Source organism: Paenibacillus sp. SYP-B3998 (assembly GCF_010820665.1).
Taxonomy (GTDB): Bacteria; Bacillota; Bacilli; order Paenibacillales; family NBRC-103111; genus Paenibacillus_E.
In genome coordinates this window covers 97,921-115,160 of the sequence record NZ_JAAIKC010000001.1, presented here as the reverse complement: position 1 = coordinate 115,160, position 17,240 = coordinate 97,921, and the positions used below count along the sequence as shown (strand labels likewise).

Here is a 17,240-nt window from a genome sequence, read left to right as displayed (position 1 = left end):
ATTATGTACGAAACGGCAACCGCAAAGTGACGACCGCTTCTTCCTCTTGCCATTCATTCTCTTCTAACGAATACAAGCCTGCTGCCTGCAGGAGCATATGGCTCACTGCTTCTTCAAGCTGGACCCTATCATAAGATCCTTGATATACAAAATCAAGCAGTAAGTGATCCTCTTGAGCATCAAACTCCAAACTCAGTACACCGCTCTCATCCGCTTCAATAGCTGTGTGCCGATTGAAGATTTCCACTGTTTTCCGAACCACGTTCTCGATCAAACCTCCACCTAACGGCAGCTGCCCCAAATTAACTTCTTGATCTAGAGCAACTTCTAACTGCAACGATTTGGATTGAACGCGAAACAGGACCAGAAAAGCGATTAGCGACGGTATACCCAGCTTGGAGAGGTTACTTTCCTGCTGCATATTCATCTTTATTTTTTCCATATAGGGCTGTAAATTATCAAATTTCTTTAGTTGAATATAGCCAAATAAAATCTGCATCTCATTCATCCAATCATGACGCAAGCGATTGACGATGTTAAGCACATTCGTGTCAGACTGTTGCTCCTGCTGATGAAGCTCTTCGCTCCATCTTTCTTGTATTCTGCTTGCTTCCAATTTGAAAGCGGTATAACCGCAAAGTACTGTAATCAGTAATAAAGCCGCCCTGACTACCCAGGGTTCCACAAACATCAATCCAGTTAATCCGATAAGCACAATTGCTGTCAGATATACCTGCGCGCTGCCCGCTTGCTTCATTGCCACTTCGCTCCGTTCTCACCTGCTTAGTAACCGTTTATCAAGTATAGCATGACATTTGGTAAAATTCACCATACACATGCACAGTTGACACCAGAAAGCAAAATCATGCTCAAATAAATAAAAACCCCAGCGAACTTATCGCTCGCCGGGGATTTTTTTATGCTTCTAAAGCTGCAGCCACAGGAGCTACATCAACTGGGTATACGCTCACTTTTTTGCGATCGCGGCCCCAACGTTCGAATTTCACTACGCCTTGTACTAAAGCAAAAAGCGTATCATCCGAACCGATGCCTACATTCGTACCTGGGTGAATTTTCGTACCGCGTTGGCGATATAGAATGCTTCCTGCAGTAACTGTCTGACCATCTGCACGTTTAGCGCCAAGACGCTTAGAGTGACTGTCACGACCGTTCTTTGTGGAACCAACTCCCTTTTTGGAAGCGAAAAACTGAAGATTCAATTGTAACATGATGTTATCCTCCTTTGCGATAAGTTGTTTCAATCGTTATATAGTCACCGTAATTTTGTTCAATCGTTTGTAACATGACGATCATCGATTCTATAATCAATTGAACTTGCTCACTCTTCACATGATCTGCCTCAGGAATATCAGGAATAGTTATATCCATAAATCCCAGTTCCATCTCATGAATCGGAATGATACCTGTCAGAGTCTCTATAGAATTATAAGTACCAAACGTTACCGCCGATACCGCTGCGCAGACCAAGTCTTTGCCAGGTTCGTCATATTCAGCATGGCCTTCCACTACATAAGATGCGATTTGAGGTGAATCCGGTGAGAGCCGCTCTATGGTCACATAGATCATATGGCTTCCTCTTACGCTTGGATTTTCTCAACAACCACTCTTGTGTACGGTTGACGATGACCTTGCTTTTTGTGATAGTTCTTTTTCGGTTTGTATTTATACACGATAACTTTCGCGCCTTTGCCGTGTTTCTCCACTTTCGCGGAAACTGCAGCGCCAGATACCAATGGAGCACCTACAACCAGACCGCTTTCTTTGGATACTGCAAGAACACGATCAAAAGAAACAACATCACCTTCAGCAGCGTTCAATTTCTCGATGTAAAGAACATCGCCTTCTTGAACTTTGTACTGTTTACCACCTGTTTCAATAATTGCGTACATTTTAATTACCTCCTCATGTCTCAGACTCGCCTTGTCCAGGTGACGGCCAGGATATAAATCCAACGCCGTACTTAAACCCGATTCGTGCGGTTACAGCATGCCTAAACAACACACTCCGAGTATTATATCACAGAAACATTTTACTATGCAATGCTTTATTTTCAATTACTTACGCTTACGTGTCATCTCCAGAAGGCCTAACTTCGTCCAACCCACGATAACCGTTTTGGAACGGTCTTTGCGCACCGCAAGCGAGATATTATCCATAACAGCCAGTCGGTTACTATCCAAATTCATATCAATGAAATCAACAATTATAATGCCTCGTATATTACGTAAGCGGAGCAATCTTGGAATTTCAATGGCTGCTTCTCGATTGATGTCAAATACCGTTTGCTCCAAATCGATTGAACCCGTATAACGGCCGGTATTAACGTCTATTACTGTCAAAGCCTCTGTCTGATCTATGATCAGATAACCACCGCTAGGCAGCCATATTTTACGTCTGAAGCTACGACTTAATTCATCAGTCACGCCAAATTGGTCGAACAAGGACACCTTTCTATCATAAAAGGCCACCCGGCCACGCCAACTCGGATTTTGCTTGCGAAGCAGTTGCTTCATGTCTTCATAAATTTTCGAATTATTCATCCATACTTCTTTGACCTCATCTGTGATGACGTCGCGAACAAGACGAGGCAATAAATCAAGATCATGATAGAGCTGAGCGGGTGCATGGACCTCATCCCTTTTGGATTGGATGGTACTCCACAAATCCCGTAAATTTTGCAGGTCATCGCGAATATCTTCCTCGCTTTGTCCAACCGCTCCAGTGCGAATAATCACACCTTCACCAGGAAGCAAGCTTCCTTCCGCGAGTTGTTTTAAGCGTTGTCTTTCGGCATCAAGGTCAATTTTTCTCGAAATAGCAATATAATCGGCATCAGGCATGTACACAATCCAGCGCCCCGGGATGGAAACATGCGTCGTCACCCTTGCGCCTTTTGTTCCTTGAGGATCTTTCGTTACTTGCACCAGGAGTGTTTGCCCGACTTCGGCAATCTCTGTGATGGATGGTTTAATCTTGGGCTGTTTGTCGATGTGAACAGGGAGCAGATCATCTATATAAAGAAAGGCATTCTTAGCAAGTCCGATATCGACGAATGCCGCCTGCATACCGGGAAGTACATTGACGATTCGCCCCATATAAATGCTTCCTGCTCTTTGGGAATCAAGCGGATACTGCGTATCATACTCAACAAGACGACTCTCTTCCAACAATGCCGCTTGTATAAGCTCAGGTGCGCAGTGGATTATGAGCTGCTTCATGCTTTCACCTCAACAGTTATTTTACATGAAAAGATCGGAAACTGCACTCCCCGGTTTTTTTCCGTCCAAATAACCACTCACCAGCTGCTGTTCTGGCAGTATCGCTTGTATGCGTCCCTTCTCGTTTACGACATAGATCAGGTGATATTTCTCCCTCATAAAAAGTTTTAGTGTCTCCGCCATTGTGCGGCGAGACGTGACAATGATTGGCTGTGCCAAAGTACCTTTTCTCAGCAGTTGACTTACACGCTGCCCTCTGGCCATCAAAAACCGAAAAAAATGGTACGGTAATTGACGATACGCATACCAATTCGACACAAGCAGGAAGACACCGATGACTAGTAGGTTTAATGGAAGGCGCCCATTTACGAATTGGAAGACCGCTGTGCAAATAATGCCTACGCTCAAGGACATGCTGATCCATGTCGTATATAGAATCGTGTTATGGTAAGAGAGAACATAGCCTATCAAGCATTGCATGACCTTGCCACCGTCAAGCGGCATAACGGGTAGCAAATTAAATAAGCCAATCATTATATTTGCCTCAATGAAATAGTTCCACCATTCACGTTCACCAACACCAAGCCATTGGAAAAGCATCGCGGTCAGTATCATCCACACATGCTGTAACGGACCCGCTAAAGCAACAACAAGCTCTTCCCTCGTTGAAACAGACCCAAGTTCATCCACAATAAGAACCCCGCCAAATGGTAGCAATTGCACCTCACGAATTCTCCACCCGAAGCCGCTGGCCGCAGCCAGATGCCCAAGTTCATGAACGAATACGATAGCAAACAGTGTTACAGCTTCCAGAAAATAACCAGTCAGAGCCGCCCCTATGAAAACGAGTGTTAGCAATGGATGAAAGCGATACGTTGTTCCCCTCCATTTAATCAAAAGTGATCACTTCCGTCGGATTCATAGGGTGCCCGTCCTTTGTAACCGCAAAATAAAAAGTTCCGTTGGATGTACGGCTATTCGTTACTTTTCCAACCGCTTCACCACGGTTAATCCAATCATTCACCTCGACATGGGCCTCACTTATTCGCCCATAAATGGATTGCAGACCGTTTGCGTGGCGAATAACTATAGTTAAGCCTGTTTCCGTCGTTACACCCGCAAAAATAACTTGCCCCGTATCCATCGCATAAACAGGCGCATTCTCCGCTGTATTCAGCATCACACCCAGATGAGAAGTACCATCATAAGGGCTCAAGATACTCCCTTTCGCAGGAGAAAAAAGAGTGCGCTTCGCTGTACTCACTTTCACCGCTTCGTCTCCATCTCGATTATGAAAACTTGGAATGAACGAAGGCGATCCTCCGAATCGCTCGGTATACCAAGCGGACAACGAAGAGAAATCATAGGATTGTGTAAGGGATGCTGTAACAAACTGCTTCCCTTTGACAGCCAAGGGGTGATTAACATGAAACATGCCATACATAGCTGCAAAAAGTGCACAACTGATAACCAGCTTGATCACTATCGATCTACGCGTAGGAGGGGAAAACAAGCTCTTCTGCTCCTCATCGATATCATCGCGACCAATCAACGAAGGATCCATCCGCAGCTTATGACGCCATGCGAATTCGGGATCCTCCATGAGCCGATTCCATTCTGGATCCGTGTAAACCGGAACCCCCTGCTCTCTGCGAGTCGATCGAACGGCAGGACTGACCTCTCCCTTACCATACGGCTTCATTGTGCGCCCAGCTCCAGTACTGGTTTCCGTTGTTTCGCGCAAATTCCGTAGCCGTTCCAAACGACGCTGCTTGACTTTATCTTTGACTTCCATGGAAGTCCCCTCCTAAGAGTTTCGCTTGGGTAAAACTTTCTTCGTAAGCGTTACTGAGTTTCCCAACTGGAAAACTCGTCTCGAAAGCATTTACTATCGTGAGCTTGCATAGTACAGCCTATGAGTAGAGGGACAAGATTATGTGGATGGGGTCAAAGAAAAAAGCCCCGATATCGAGACCACTGCAAAAGTCTGATTTTCAAGTTTAAGAATGCAGAAAAACGAGCCTCTAGAATCGCTTCTAAGGCTCGTTTCGCATAGGGGAATCATTTTTAAGACTACCCAAAATCTTTAGTTTTTTCAAAATAATTCGGGTTCACGCTCTTGATGCAGCTTGACGCTCATCACTAGGCCCAAAGATAGCATGTTAATGAGCAAGGACGTGCCTCCATAACTGATAAAGGGCAGCGTAATACCTGTTAATGGCATGATATTAATCATCATTCCGACATTTTCGAAAATTTGAAATACGAACATTGAAACAACGCCCACTACAATGTAAGCACCACTTAGCTGCGTACTTTGAATGGAAATAAGAATCATCCGGTAGATCAGTAAGAAGTAAATCAAAAGCAGGACAGCAGAGCCACGGAACCCAAACTCTTCACCAACGACAACAAAGATCGAATCCGAGTAGGCAAAAGGAATAAAGTTACTATGAACCGAAGTTCCTTTCAGAAAGCCTTCCCCTTCCAAGCCCCCTGATCCAATCGCGCGCACGGCATTCCGCACCTGGTAGCTATCGTCATCAGAAACGTTTTGCGGATAAAGGAAAGTATCGATCCTATCCATCCAGTGACTGAAGTGGTACTTCTCTAATGAAAGGTACAATGGCTCATGAAAATGTTTGTAAAGGGTAAGCAACAAAAATCCGGCGCCGACCAATATGACAATCGTGAACATTACATGCGTATACTTGATGTTACCAATCCAAATCATCCCAACGAGGATTATGATAAAGATGATGGCATTACCTAAATCAGGCTGTATGAGCACTAGAATAAAAGGTATTAAAACGGCCACGCTTACAGGAATAACATCCCTCTTCAGCCGGAGGACATCGCCCCCGCGCCTAGCTAACAAAGCAGTAACGCATATAATTAGAATCAGCTTGACTAGCTCGGCTGGTTGGAATGTCAAACCACCCGGAAGTTCAAACCAGCCTCGAGCGCCATGAATTTTGGCCCCAAAGAAATAGACGGCAATGAGGGATATGATGCCCGCTCCGTAAAGGAAGGGGGCTACTCGGACGAGCACCCGATAATCGAACAAGCTGATGCCTAAGAAAGCGAGTAAGCCAACGGCATACAAGACCAGAATTTTAGTTATGCTGATCGAAATGGTCGGATGATCAACCGATGCACTGTACACCATCATCGTACTAATAATCATGAAAGCAAACAAAATAATAACGATAGGGATATCTATGTTTTTTAGTTTGGCAAGCAAAGGACAATCATCCTATCCCGATAAACTTTTTCATTCGTTTTACCCAGCCAGTTTTGTCATCTAACTGCATAAGCGGTACCGTGTCTCCCAAAATACGACGAGCAATATTGCGGTAGGCAATCGCCGCTCGTGAAGAGGGATTCATAACAGTTGGCTCGCCTTGATTGGCCGCCTTTATAACATATTCGTCATCTGGAACTATTCCTAGCAAGTCAATTGCAAGTACTGAACATATTTCGTCAATGTCCAGCATTTCGCCTTTCTTCACCATATTCTGACGAATCCGATTAATGACTAGCTTTGGCGAAGAGATTTTTTCATTTTCAAGCAGCCCGATAATTCGGTCTGCATCACGCACGGCCGCATTTTCTGGCGTTGTAACTACAACTGCTTTATCTGCCCCAGCGACTGCATTTTTGAAGCCTTGCTCAATACCGGCAGGACAATCAATTATAACATAATCGAAATCTTTTTTGAGTTCTAGGATAATATTTCTAACATCTTCTGGTTGTACCGAATTTTTGTCTTTGGTTTGAGCAGCCGGAAGTAAGTATAGCTCATCAAACCGTTTATCTTTGATTAACGCTTGCGGTAAGCGGCAGCGCCCTTCCACTACATCGACCAAATCATAAATAATACGGTTTTCAAGACCCATCACCACGTCCAAATTGCGCAGTCCGATGTCGGTGTCAACCATGCAAACCTTCTTGCCTAATAAGGCTAAAGCCGTCCCCAGATTGGCTGAAGTTGTTGTTTTACCGACGCCGCCTTTTCCTGAGGTGACTACAATAGCATCTCCCATATATCCTCACTCCCACACTCTATTTTCACGTGTACAAGTCTTATCCCATCATGGATTCAGGCCCAATGCGATGGAGTTGATGCAGCTTGTCGATTTCCATTTTGCCTTCTTTGATGTAGGCGAACTCCATAAAAGCCTCTTCAATACCCCATTCATCTGGCGGACGACTGATGACCCCAGCAATCCTTAGTTGGGTTGGACGCATATGGGATGCCGCGATAATGGCACTCTCATCCCCATCCACACCAGCGTGTGCCATGCCGCGAAGCGAGCCCATCACATAAATATTTCCTGTGCAAATAATCGTTCCTCCGGGGTTCACGTCGCCAAGATAAAGCAAATCACCCTCGTGATGGAGGGTTTGTCCCGAACGAATGATACCTCTAAGCGTAGTGATTGCAATGGCCGGTTCTTCGGCCTCCTGCTCTGAAGGGGGCTCACTTTCAATGGACTGTATAAGCAGATTTCCTTTTTGACGGATAATCGCGCGAATTTCTTCTTTTTGATCTTCAGTTGCTTCTCGGCTGCCTAATTTGACATGCACATGGATTATAGGTCCAGTCAGTATTTGCTGATGCGTTTTCTCTAGCTTGTGCTGAAGCTCTTTCAGCAAAACTTCCCAATCGCAAGCGTCGTTAAGTAGAAATATAAGGCCGTCTTTGACCCCTTTTATCATCACATGATGCTTTGATACGGACATAATTGCGTTCCGACCTCCCAAACTATACATTTCGGTTCATGTCCTGAGTTCTCCTGCTTAAAGCCTGCAAAATTAATCTTCAGTCCCAGACGATGCACTTGTCTTTCCTTCAAGCAGTTTGCGCATCGGCACGTAACATAGCAAGGCAAAGAGCAAATTAAACAGAACACTTGGAAGCATATAGTGAGTGAGTGCAAATTTAAAATCAATATCGATCAACTTGAACAAGTGATTAATCCCATAGTTAATGAATTCAAATATGAACAAGCCCATGCTCGTGATCAGTAAATTATAAAAAATAAGATTCGGTTGTCTTCGTTGGGCAAGACCCGCCAAGTAGCCAGAGAGCCCCATTCCAAAGGAATAAATACCAAGAATTGAACTATAGTAATTGAAATCTTGCAATAGTCCGAAAAGCAGCCCATAGATTAGAGCTGTATGACGATGATGAAAAAGCCCGATAAATAAGATGAAAACGAGTGTAAAATGCGGCGCCACGAATACTTGAGCCTGCCATGAGGAAGGAATAAGCCAAGTAACGATTGTTCCTTGTAGAACAAACAACCCTAAAAGAATGAGCCAGAGTAGATGTCGTTTCACTTTGCGCCCCACCTCATTTCACTTCTGGAACTTCAACCACAAACACTTCGCGTATATGGCTGAACGAAGCTTTGGGCTTCACCATTACTTTGTATGTGATTCCAAATTCCCCTGGGCCTATTGAAGTGATCGTTCCAACTTCAATCCCCTTTGGAAAAACTTGCCCAAGTCCTGAAGTAACGATGGTGTCCCCAACTTTCATCGTATCCGCTTTTTCGACTTTGTTCATGACGAGTTCGCCTGTTGTGGAATCATAAGATTCGATCATTCCGAAGGGTTCATTTTCATTCCCCTTAACTGTGACGGCTATCGCTTTGGAATTATTGTCTGAATCATTAATTTCCTTGAGCAACTGCACATTAGAATGAAAACCAAATACTTTACTCACTCTACCAACCAGGCCATCTACCGTCATGACAGCCATGTTTTCCTTAATGCCGTCCTTATCTCCTAGATTGATCGTTGTTGTCGTATTATATGGATCAGGGTCCATACTGACTACCTCAGCTATGCGATACGTATAAACGTTCGCTTGTCGCTGCCGCTCGGTAAATCCAAGAGCTTCCATCAACCGTTTATTCTGAGCTTCCAGCTCATTCAGGCGCTGCGTATCTCTAGCATATTGCGTGAGTGTCAGCTTTAGTGTCTTATTTTCTTCATAAATGACTCTCAATTGACGAATATCCTCAAAGAAACCCGCTATTGAAGCAGCGGGCTTGTAGAAGATTCCTTGCGTCCATGAAACCGAGTCTTTCACAAACTTCTCAGGCCACGTCATTGGCCCCCGGTTTCCCAGCGTAAGTCCCATTAATATAAAGAAGCAAACCAGACCAAACATCAGAAAGATCAGCCTCTTGTTCCCCATGAATTTAAACAAAATGAACACCTCTAACCCAATGTTTAGCGCTTGTACCTTGAAGTTGGACCTGATCTTGTTTTGAACAAATGAATATTTTCCAAAGCTCTCCCTGTTCCGATCGCTACACAATCCAGCGGGTTCTCCGCAACAAGAACAGGCATCCCTGTTTCTCTGGCCAGCAAACGATCCAGATTACGCAGTAATCCACCGCCACCTGTTAATACAATACCACGATCCATAATATCCGCAGATAGCTCTGGCGGACATTTCTCAAGCGTTACCTTCACCGCATCAACAATCGCGTTCACAGTTTCAGTCAAAGAATCTGTAATTTCATGTGAAGTAACGCTTAAAGTTTTTGGTAAACCGGAAACAAGATCTCGCCCACGGATTTCCAAAGTTTCTGGAACTTCCATCGGAAGTGCTGAGCCGATTTCCATTTTGAGCGTTTCGGATGTTCGCTCTCCAATCATTAAATTATATGTACGTTTAATGTATTGAATGATGGCTTCATCCATCTCATCGCCTGCGATGCGGATCGAGCGGCTTGTAACAATCCCTCCGAGAGAGATGACCGCTACCTCCGTTGTACCTCCGCCAATATCTACAACCATGCTGCCAGTCGGTTCCCATACAGGTAGATCAGCCCCAATCGCTGCTGCGAATGGTTCTTCAATCGTATAAGCATCGCGAGCTCCCGCTTGCTTAGTAGCATCTTCTACAGCACGTTTCTCGACAGCTGTAATGCCTGATGGCACGCACACCATGACATTCGGATGCCGCGGAAACAACCAACGCTGCTTCTGAGCCTGCCTCAGAAAGTAACGAATCATCGTCGATGTTGTCTCGAAATCAGCAATAACGCCATCCTTCATTGGACGAATCGCACGAATGTTGCCTGGCGTACGACCGATCATTTTTTTAGCCGCGTCTCCGACAGCCTCAATTGTTTTTGTATCTGTACGAAGGGCAACCACGGAAGGCTCCCTAACGACAATGCCTCTGCCTTTTACATAAACAAGCGTATTCGCAGTCCCTAAATCAATACCTAAATCTTTTGTAAAACCACCGAACATGGCAGTTACTCCTTTCCTGTTGCGTCTATTCTCTGTGTCTGTTCTGGATCGAGGTTTTTAGTATGCCATAACGAGCATAAATACTATTATATTACATATAGCCTTGTTCCTTCAAACTTATAAATTTTTGATCGCCAATAATGACATGATCCAACACTTCGATACCAATTATTGAGCCTGCTTCCATCAGTCGATGTGTCAATTGAATGTCTTCCGGGCTTGGCGTTGGATCTCCGCTCGGATGGTTATGTGCGCAAACAATGGCAGCGCTGCTTCGCTTGATCGCCGCACGAAATACTTCTCGCGGATGAACAATAGATGCATTCAAACTGCCCATTGATAATGTCTCCTGCGCAAGCACATGATTTTTTGTATTCAAAAATAAACACACAAAGTGCTCCTTTTGCAGATAGCGAAGGTCCTCGCTTAATAAATCCGCTATATCTTTGGGCGAACGGATCGTGATTCTTTCCGTCAATGAACTCTTAGATAATCGGCGTCCAAGTTCGATTCCCGCTTGAATTTGCAAGGCTTTGGCATCTCCGATTCCCTTGATCTCTGTAAGTTGATCCTTGCTCATATCGACGAGACTGCGTAATCCGCCGCATTCACTTAGAATACGTCCCGCTAGCCGAAGGGCTGATTCAGAAACGGTTCCTGTCCGAAGCAAAATAGCCAGTAGCTCTGCGTTGCTAAGCGCCGCTGCTCCATACTGAAGCATTCGCTCTCTCGGTCTTTCTTCTTGCGGTACTTCTCGAAGCATCAAATTGGTAGCTTCCATGAATTCCCCTCTTTCATATTATGTAGGTTGCGTTACTTCCTTACATCCCATTCATTACTCAGCGCCTTCTATAGGCATAAATAAAACCCTCGGCTATGAAAGATCCGAGGGCTTCTAGGACAACTGCTCATTATTCAATTGTGGGCATTCCAATTCGATAATGCGTTGGAGCATACTGCCAATGGTATGCTGATCGAAATACATTTCCATTTGCTTTTCCGCATCCGAGAACACTTTTCCCATCAATCGATCCATCTTCGAGGATATTACACAGGGCTTACTCTCATCACCGGAACACCAACTTGGCTTCAGAGATCCTTGGCATGTTAAACGATATATTTCACCAAGTGTAACTTGATGGGGATCACAGCTCAATATAAAACCGCCACCGATGCCTTCCTTCGTCGCTACATACCCTGCCTTGCGAAGAAAACCCATCACTTTGCGAATGCGAGCAGAGTGCGTAGAAACATTCACAGCAATTTCTTCGCTAGTTGCCATATGATCAGGCAAATGAGCCAGCAATACGAGACTGTGAACGGCTATCGTAAATTCGCTGTTCATGGCCAGATACCTCCCAGTAAAATGCGAAGTCTTATCGCTTACTGTCATTGTAACCGTTACAGATTACACAGTCAATGCGCACCAACCATCAACAAGGATCACCTCAGCACGAAGCGGCAGTTACAAGACCTGAATATCAAAGGAAAGCAGAAGGTCGCTTAGTAAAGATAGTGGAAGACCTACCACATTGAAATAATCGCCTTCAATCGATTTAATCGTGGTGGCGCCGAGTCCTTGAATGCCATAAGAACCCGCTTTATCTTTAGGCTCCCCAGTTGCGATATAACGTCTGATTTGATCATCAGATAAGGGCTTCATCGATACACGAGTTACACAGTGAGAAACAACATGTCTGCCTGTATTCGCATCCAAACAGGCAACACCGCTGTACACTTCATGTGTATTGCCTTGAAGCGCTTTGAGCGTTTGAAACGAATCTTCTTCATCAACCGGTTTCCCCAGAACCTCATTTTGGTAAACGACAATGGTGTCCGATCCCACAATAATTCCATGCTTCTCTGAGTCCTGAAGCAGCTCGCGTACAGCGGAAGCTTTACGTAAAGAAAGTAATTCCACGATTTCGGCAGGGGTAATTTCTCCTTCGACGGTCTCATCTGCGTCACTAACCCGAATGATATAGGGAAGTCCTAGCGATTGGATCAGCTCCTGCCTGCGCGGCGAAGACGAAGCAAGAATAAGCCTTTGAGTAGGGTTATGGCTCAATATGAACAACTCCTAACATGATTGATAATTTCACCAAGTTGCGCTCTCTATTCCGCTTACAGCTTGCGGTATAGGAGGAAAGCTCCGACTAATCCGAGAATGCTGCACAAGTTTAGTTTCACCAGAAGATGAAACTCATATTTCACTACTTGTAAATCCGCTTTGGGCTCCCAACTGATCTGAGCAGATTTAGTCAAAAATGCAAGAGCAGGTACTGGAGCCAGCAGCTGGCCTACGATGATTCCGGTTATGAGCCCCACGATTAAGAATATGATCAATGTGACGGTGCCTTTTTTCATTGCTGCCATCCTCTCTTTTATGTACAAGCCTATTATACTTGCATGTTCTTCTTTTTTCCATGAAAACCATGATCGAATGGCGTATCTTACCTGCTTACACAGCGAGCTGATCCTAGTAAGATAGTAACTGGAGGTACTGCTGCAAATGAACTTACTGAAAAAACTCCTCATTTTGTCATTTTTACTTACGTTTGCTTTCCCATATCAAGCATTCGCTTACAAAGTTGTCCTCGATGCCGGCCACGGTGGTAGCGATCCGGGAGCCATCGGTATTAACGGCTTGAATGAGAAGGATGTCAATCTGGACATCACGCAAAAATTAAGGGACGAACTCGCTCGCAGAGGCTATGATGTCGTCATGACGAGAACGGACGATCGCTATTGGTCATTAGCCCAACGAGTCGAATTCACGAATAGCTTGAAAGCCGACTTATTCGTATCCGTTCACGCAAACTCACACACGAGTTCGAAAACAAATGGATCGATGGTACTCTACTATGATGATGCTTATCCCCAAGAGGATTATCCAGCAAGCGATACAATGAAGCTAATGACTCCTTATAGTAAAGATCTAGCCCAACATGTGTTGAACTCCTTGCTCGCCGCTTCTGGCACTGTGAATCTAGGCCTCGTACCAAGCGCTGTTTATGTCGCTAGAATGGGAACCATCCCCAGTATTCTGGTTGAGACCGCTTTTCTAAGCAATACTGGCGATGCCGCTTTACTAGCCGATGATACCGCACGCACGCGTATGGCTATCGGTATTGAAAGAGGCATCGAAGCATACGCGCCTCCCGTGTTCACAGACACAATAGGACACTGGGCGCGTGAAGCTATCCTGCGCATGAAAAACAAAAACCTGATCGAAGGCATCGGCAATCGATATGAGCCCGAACGGGCATTAACGAGAGCTGAATTTCTAACGTTGATGGATCGATTATTTACATTCAGCAAACTAAAAGATCCCTGCAGTTCGAGCAATAGCTCAACAGTATCAGCAGCAGTGTATGGCTGCTCGTTCAACAATAGCTCGTCTGCGACATTCACGTCTAATAAACAATACAAAGATCTTCCCGCAACTCACTGGGCAAGTCCCATTTTCGCAAAAGCGAAAGATTTGAACTTGCTTCAAGGCTATGAAGACGGTACGATTCGTCCCGATCAATCCATCACGCGAGGTGAGGTATCCGTTCTATTCGATCGGTTACTTCAAATGGCACAGTCTGCGGCCAAACAAAGGCCTAAAGCACTTTACCCCTCATTTGACGATGTACCCGCCACACTGTGGAGTGCAAATGCGATTTACACTTTGAAGCATTTAGGTATTATTAATGGAACTAGCGAAAACACCTTTAAACCTGAACGAACCATAACGAGAGCGGAAATTGCCGCTATGATGGATCGTTACGATTCCAAATAAATAAGCAGCCTATCACCGAAAAGTCAACGGCGATAGGCTGCTTATTTATTTACGAAACGACAACATTCTTGAGCAGTTCCTTTTGTGCAATAATGTACTGCATCATGGAAGATTGAGCTTGCCACAGTATGGCGGTGGATGGCGTTTTCTTATACTCCTCCATAGCTTGAACCGCACTGCCCAATGCTGTTGTCATATTATGCACGAGCGGCTTCCCTTCATCGCCAAGTCCTTCATTAACCGACGCAGACAAAGCTGTAAGCGACTGATGTGAAGAGCGAATCATTTGGAGAGAGCTATCAGGCAACGCTGTCGGCTTTGTTTCCCCCAAGTGTGCAACGGTTACCCCCGAAATACTCCGAATGAGTTTATCCCCCTGTGCGATAAAGGAACCGAACGTCTCTGGCTTCTTACCACTCCAACGGATTTCCGAAGCAGCTGGGATCTCCACATTTTTGATATAGACCTCCAAAGATTTGTCCTGCACCTGCAATCGTTGACTCAAAGCTAATGCTTCATCTCGGCTTTGTGCGAAACCTACGAAGACGACTAGCTTTTCGCTTCCGTCCAAAGCAGAAGCTAACCCTTTCTTTTTCAAGCTATCCTGCGCAGCTTGGGCACTGGACAAAGAGCTAAATACGCCATTTTGCAAAAAAGCATATGTTTTGGCAGGAATTTGAACCTGCGTGATGTTCCCAGTAGCTGCCGGTATTGCAGGAGCCTGGTTTGTCGATTGTTTAGGCGCATCCGTAACCGTCACAGCAGTGCCTGCTGCTGCCTTGCTAGGAACTGTAGTCTGCACATTCGGGGAAGCCACCGTTACGGTATTTTTCCCAATAGTCTCTCCTTGTTGTCGCTCTGTGGAGAACATGGAGAGGACAAAAAATCCAAAGGCAACACCGGTAATGACTGCCCCTGCAACAGACGTAGCGATTCGAATCCAAGGTGTGCCTGAGGATTTGGCATATCTAGCTCCAACTTCCGGTTCTACCCAAGGACCTCTATTCGTCCAGGTTGTCCAATCCTCTGGATTGTTATTCTTTTCCGGTGTTGGTCTATCTGAAGACTGAACACGATCCACTGGTTTCTCAGCAGTTGTTTGTGACTCTCGAATGATACGTTCCACTCGTTGCCCTTCCGTCTCAATGGAACTGTTCCAGTTGCCGAAATCCGTCGTGAACGTGTTTAAGGCATGAGATTCAAACATACTCTCGACTTGCTGCCTTTCTGCTTTTTGCGTGGGTGTAACGCTCCCCACTGAGGGACTCTCATCTTCTTGCGTTTCTATGACTGCAAATTCTTCCTGGTAGAGTGGAATCACCTTGTCCTCTTTGTTCGATGGGCCTCTTGTGTTGCCGCTTGATTCAGACTGATCCGTTTGATTAAAGCGATATGTAATTCTTGCTTTATTCATCGTATTCTCTCCTTATCCAATCTTGTCTTATACTACTAGATTATGTTTGAGAGAATCCAAATATGTTCAATGCGCAAAAAAGACCGCTGCAAGCTGGTAGAGGCCTGCTAGCGATCTTTTTTATCTTGCTTAACTAACTAGTACCATACTGGTTGCGTAACGTCTTAGCCAAGCCGTCTGCCGCTTTCCAGATGTCACCTGCCCCCATCGTGAGCACCAAGTCCCCTTGCTTCACGTGCTGAATCAAATATTCGAGCACTTCATCCCTCGTCGGAATATGCTGAACGTTCGGATTGCTGTTACTCCGAATGAGCCCCACCAGCTTGTCGGAATCCACACCTTCGATGCGTTTCTCGCCTGCTGGAGAGTAGATATCGGTAATGATGACCTCATCTGCTTCATCAAATGAACGGCTGAACTGCTCGAATAAATAATAGGTCCGCGTATAGCGTTGCGGTTGAAAGACCGCTATAATCCGTTTGCCAGTTGCTTTCGCCGCTGAGATTGTCGCTTGGATTTCTGTTGGGTGATGAGCATAGTCATCGATAACCAAAATATTATTAATTTCGCCCAAAACTTGAAATCTCCGCTTCGCTCCTCGAAATTCTAGAATAGCATCGGCGATCTGATCAAAAGAAAGACCAGCTTCCAAACATGTGATAAGTGTCGCAAGCGCATTATAAACATTATGCTTTCCAGGAACGGACAGTGAGATTTGACCTAAGTTTGTACCCTTGTGCTGTACGCTAAAAGTAACCTTGCGGTCCCCCAAAGTTATATCGTAAGCTACGTAATCAGCATCCGCATCTATACCATACGTGATAACCTCGCTTTTAATTTGCGGGATCATTTCACTTAAGAAAATGTCATCCTTACAAACGACAGCTTTCCCGCCAGGTCTCACTTGACTAAGAAATTGCGCATACGCTTTTTTTAGGTTTTCGAAATCCCCATTGTAGTTTTCTAAATGATCGGCTTCAATGTTGTTTACTAACGCAAGCGTTGGATGGTATTGAAGGAAGGTACCATCGCTCTCATCTGCTTCGGCAACAACGAACTCCCCTTTGCCTGCTTTAGCATTACTGCCCACGTTCATAATCTCCCCACCGATAATATAGGTCGGGTCCAACTTGCAAATCTCCATCACAAGAGCAATCATCGAAGAAGTCGTTGTTTTGCCATGCGCCCCTGCTACAGCAATGCCTTTGCGCTCATTCATAAGCCGTCCGAGCATTTGAGAGCGATGGATAATTGGAATGTTCAGTTCCTCAGCCGCTTGCATCTCCACGTTATCTTTGGAAAGCGCTGTGGAATAAACAACCAGATCTGCGCCTGATACATTCCGCGCCTCATGTCCGATATATACTTGTGCCCCTTTTGCTTTTAGCTTATCTGTAAGCTCCTGCTGAGCTAAATCAGAGCCCGAAATGCGATATCCCATTTCAAGCATGACCTTGGCAATGGCACTCATTCCGTATCCGCCGATGCCGATAAAATGTACATGTTCTGCTTGACTCAC

General features: G+C 45.1%; 20 protein-coding genes and 1 other annotated feature. Of the genes, 1 reads left to right on the top strand and 19 read right to left on the bottom strand.

Annotation, left to right across the window (positions count from 1 at the left end):
* Position 1: 1 nt before the first annotated feature.
* The 17 genes from GK047_RS00515 to GK047_RS00435 form a co-directional block, all read right to left on the bottom strand.
* On the bottom strand, positions 2-757 hold the full coding sequence (locus tag GK047_RS00515) for a Spo0B domain-containing protein (protein ID WP_240343795.1): 756 nt from the start codon (positions 755-757) through the stop codon (positions 2-4).
* Positions 758-917: 160 nt separating this feature from the next.
* Complete coding sequence (rpmA, locus tag GK047_RS00510; RefSeq protein ID WP_163940099.1) at positions 918-1,229, bottom strand: 50S ribosomal protein L27; 312 nt, start codon at positions 1,227-1,229, stop codon at positions 918-920.
* 4 nt (positions 1,230-1,233) lie between these two features.
* The gene (locus GK047_RS00505; RefSeq protein WP_163940098.1) at positions 1,234-1,587 is read right to left on the bottom strand and encodes a ribosomal-processing cysteine protease Prp; all 354 of its coding nucleotides are present in this window, start codon (positions 1,585-1,587) and stop codon (positions 1,234-1,236) included.
* Between the two features lie 11 nt (positions 1,588-1,598).
* A complete protein-coding gene (gene rplU, locus GK047_RS00500) occupies positions 1,599-1,910 on the bottom strand; it encodes a 50S ribosomal protein L21 (protein WP_163940097.1) in 312 nt (103 codons plus the stop codon).
* 12 nt (positions 1,911-1,922) lie between these two features.
* Positions 1,923-2,012: a sequence feature (ribosomal protein L21 leader region), on the bottom strand.
* A gap of 63 nt (positions 2,013-2,075) precedes the next feature.
* A complete protein-coding gene (locus tag GK047_RS00495; protein ID WP_163940096.1) occupies positions 2,076-3,239 on the bottom strand; it encodes an Rne/Rng family ribonuclease in 1,164 nt (387 codons plus the stop codon).
* A gap of 21 nt (positions 3,240-3,260) precedes the next feature.
* Positions 3,261-4,136: a M50 family metallopeptidase gene (locus GK047_RS00490; RefSeq protein ID WP_163940095.1), complete on the bottom strand. Its 876-nt coding sequence runs from the start codon at positions 4,134-4,136 to the stop codon at positions 3,261-3,263.
* Positions 4,129-5,034: a M23 family metallopeptidase gene (locus GK047_RS00485; protein WP_163940094.1), complete on the bottom strand. Its 906-nt coding sequence runs from the start codon at positions 5,032-5,034 to the stop codon at positions 4,129-4,131. Before GK047_RS00485 ends, GK047_RS00490 begins: the two co-directional genes overlap by 8 nt.
* Before the next feature lie 300 nt (positions 5,035-5,334).
* Complete coding sequence (locus GK047_RS00480) at positions 5,335-6,483, bottom strand: FtsW/RodA/SpoVE family cell cycle protein (protein ID WP_163940093.1); 1,149 nt, start codon at positions 6,481-6,483, stop codon at positions 5,335-5,337.
* Between the two features lie 7 nt (positions 6,484-6,490).
* On the bottom strand, positions 6,491-7,285 hold the full coding sequence (minD, locus tag GK047_RS00475) for a septum site-determining protein MinD (RefSeq protein WP_163940092.1): 795 nt from the start codon (positions 7,283-7,285) through the stop codon (positions 6,491-6,493).
* 40 nt (positions 7,286-7,325) lie between these two features.
* Positions 7,326-7,985, bottom strand: a complete 660-nt coding sequence (gene minC, locus GK047_RS00470) for a septum site-determining protein MinC (RefSeq protein ID WP_163940091.1) — start codon at positions 7,983-7,985, stop codon at positions 7,326-7,328.
* A 72-nt stretch (positions 7,986-8,057) separates the two neighbouring features.
* Positions 8,058-8,585: a rod shape-determining protein MreD gene (mreD, locus tag GK047_RS00465; RefSeq protein ID WP_163940090.1), complete on the bottom strand. Its 528-nt coding sequence runs from the start codon at positions 8,583-8,585 to the stop codon at positions 8,058-8,060.
* Between the two features lie 13 nt (positions 8,586-8,598).
* On the bottom strand, positions 8,599-9,471 hold the full coding sequence (gene mreC, locus GK047_RS00460; protein WP_346010262.1) for a rod shape-determining protein MreC: 873 nt from the start codon (positions 9,469-9,471) through the stop codon (positions 8,599-8,601).
* A 14-nt stretch (positions 9,472-9,485) separates the two neighbouring features.
* A complete protein-coding gene (locus tag GK047_RS00455) occupies positions 9,486-10,520 on the bottom strand; it encodes a rod shape-determining protein (RefSeq protein ID WP_163940089.1) in 1,035 nt (344 codons plus the stop codon).
* 91 nt (positions 10,521-10,611) lie between these two features.
* On the bottom strand, positions 10,612-11,301 hold the full coding sequence (gene radC, locus GK047_RS00450; protein WP_163940088.1) for a RadC family protein: 690 nt from the start codon (positions 11,299-11,301) through the stop codon (positions 10,612-10,614).
* Positions 11,302-11,415: 114 nt separating this feature from the next.
* On the bottom strand, positions 11,416-11,865 hold the full coding sequence (locus tag GK047_RS00445) for an RrF2 family transcriptional regulator (RefSeq protein WP_163940087.1): 450 nt from the start codon (positions 11,863-11,865) through the stop codon (positions 11,416-11,418).
* A gap of 120 nt (positions 11,866-11,985) precedes the next feature.
* Positions 11,986-12,588 (bottom strand): Maf family protein, encoded by a 603-nt coding sequence (locus GK047_RS00440; RefSeq protein ID WP_163940086.1) that lies wholly within the window; start codon positions 12,586-12,588, stop codon positions 11,986-11,988.
* Positions 12,589-12,644: 56 nt separating this feature from the next.
* Entirely contained in the window at positions 12,645-12,896 is a 252-nt protein-coding gene (locus GK047_RS00435; RefSeq protein ID WP_346010261.1) for a DUF4321 domain-containing protein, read from the bottom strand.
* 136 nt (positions 12,897-13,032) lie between these two features.
* Between GK047_RS00435 and GK047_RS00430 the strand changes: the two genes are divergently transcribed.
* Entirely contained in the window at positions 13,033-14,307 is a 1,275-nt protein-coding gene (locus GK047_RS00430; RefSeq protein WP_163940085.1) for an N-acetylmuramoyl-L-alanine amidase, read from the top strand.
* 49 nt (positions 14,308-14,356) lie between these two features.
* Here GK047_RS00430 and GK047_RS00425 read toward each other — a convergent pair whose 3' ends face one another.
* Positions 14,357-15,721, bottom strand: coding sequence for an SPOR domain-containing protein (locus tag GK047_RS00425; RefSeq protein ID WP_163940084.1), 1,365 nt, complete (start codon positions 15,719-15,721; stop codon positions 14,357-14,359).
* Between the two features lie 133 nt (positions 15,722-15,854).
* Positions 15,855-17,240 (bottom strand): UDP-N-acetylmuramate--L-alanine ligase, encoded by a 1,386-nt coding sequence (gene murC, locus GK047_RS00420; protein ID WP_163940083.1) that lies wholly within the window; start codon positions 17,238-17,240, stop codon positions 15,855-15,857.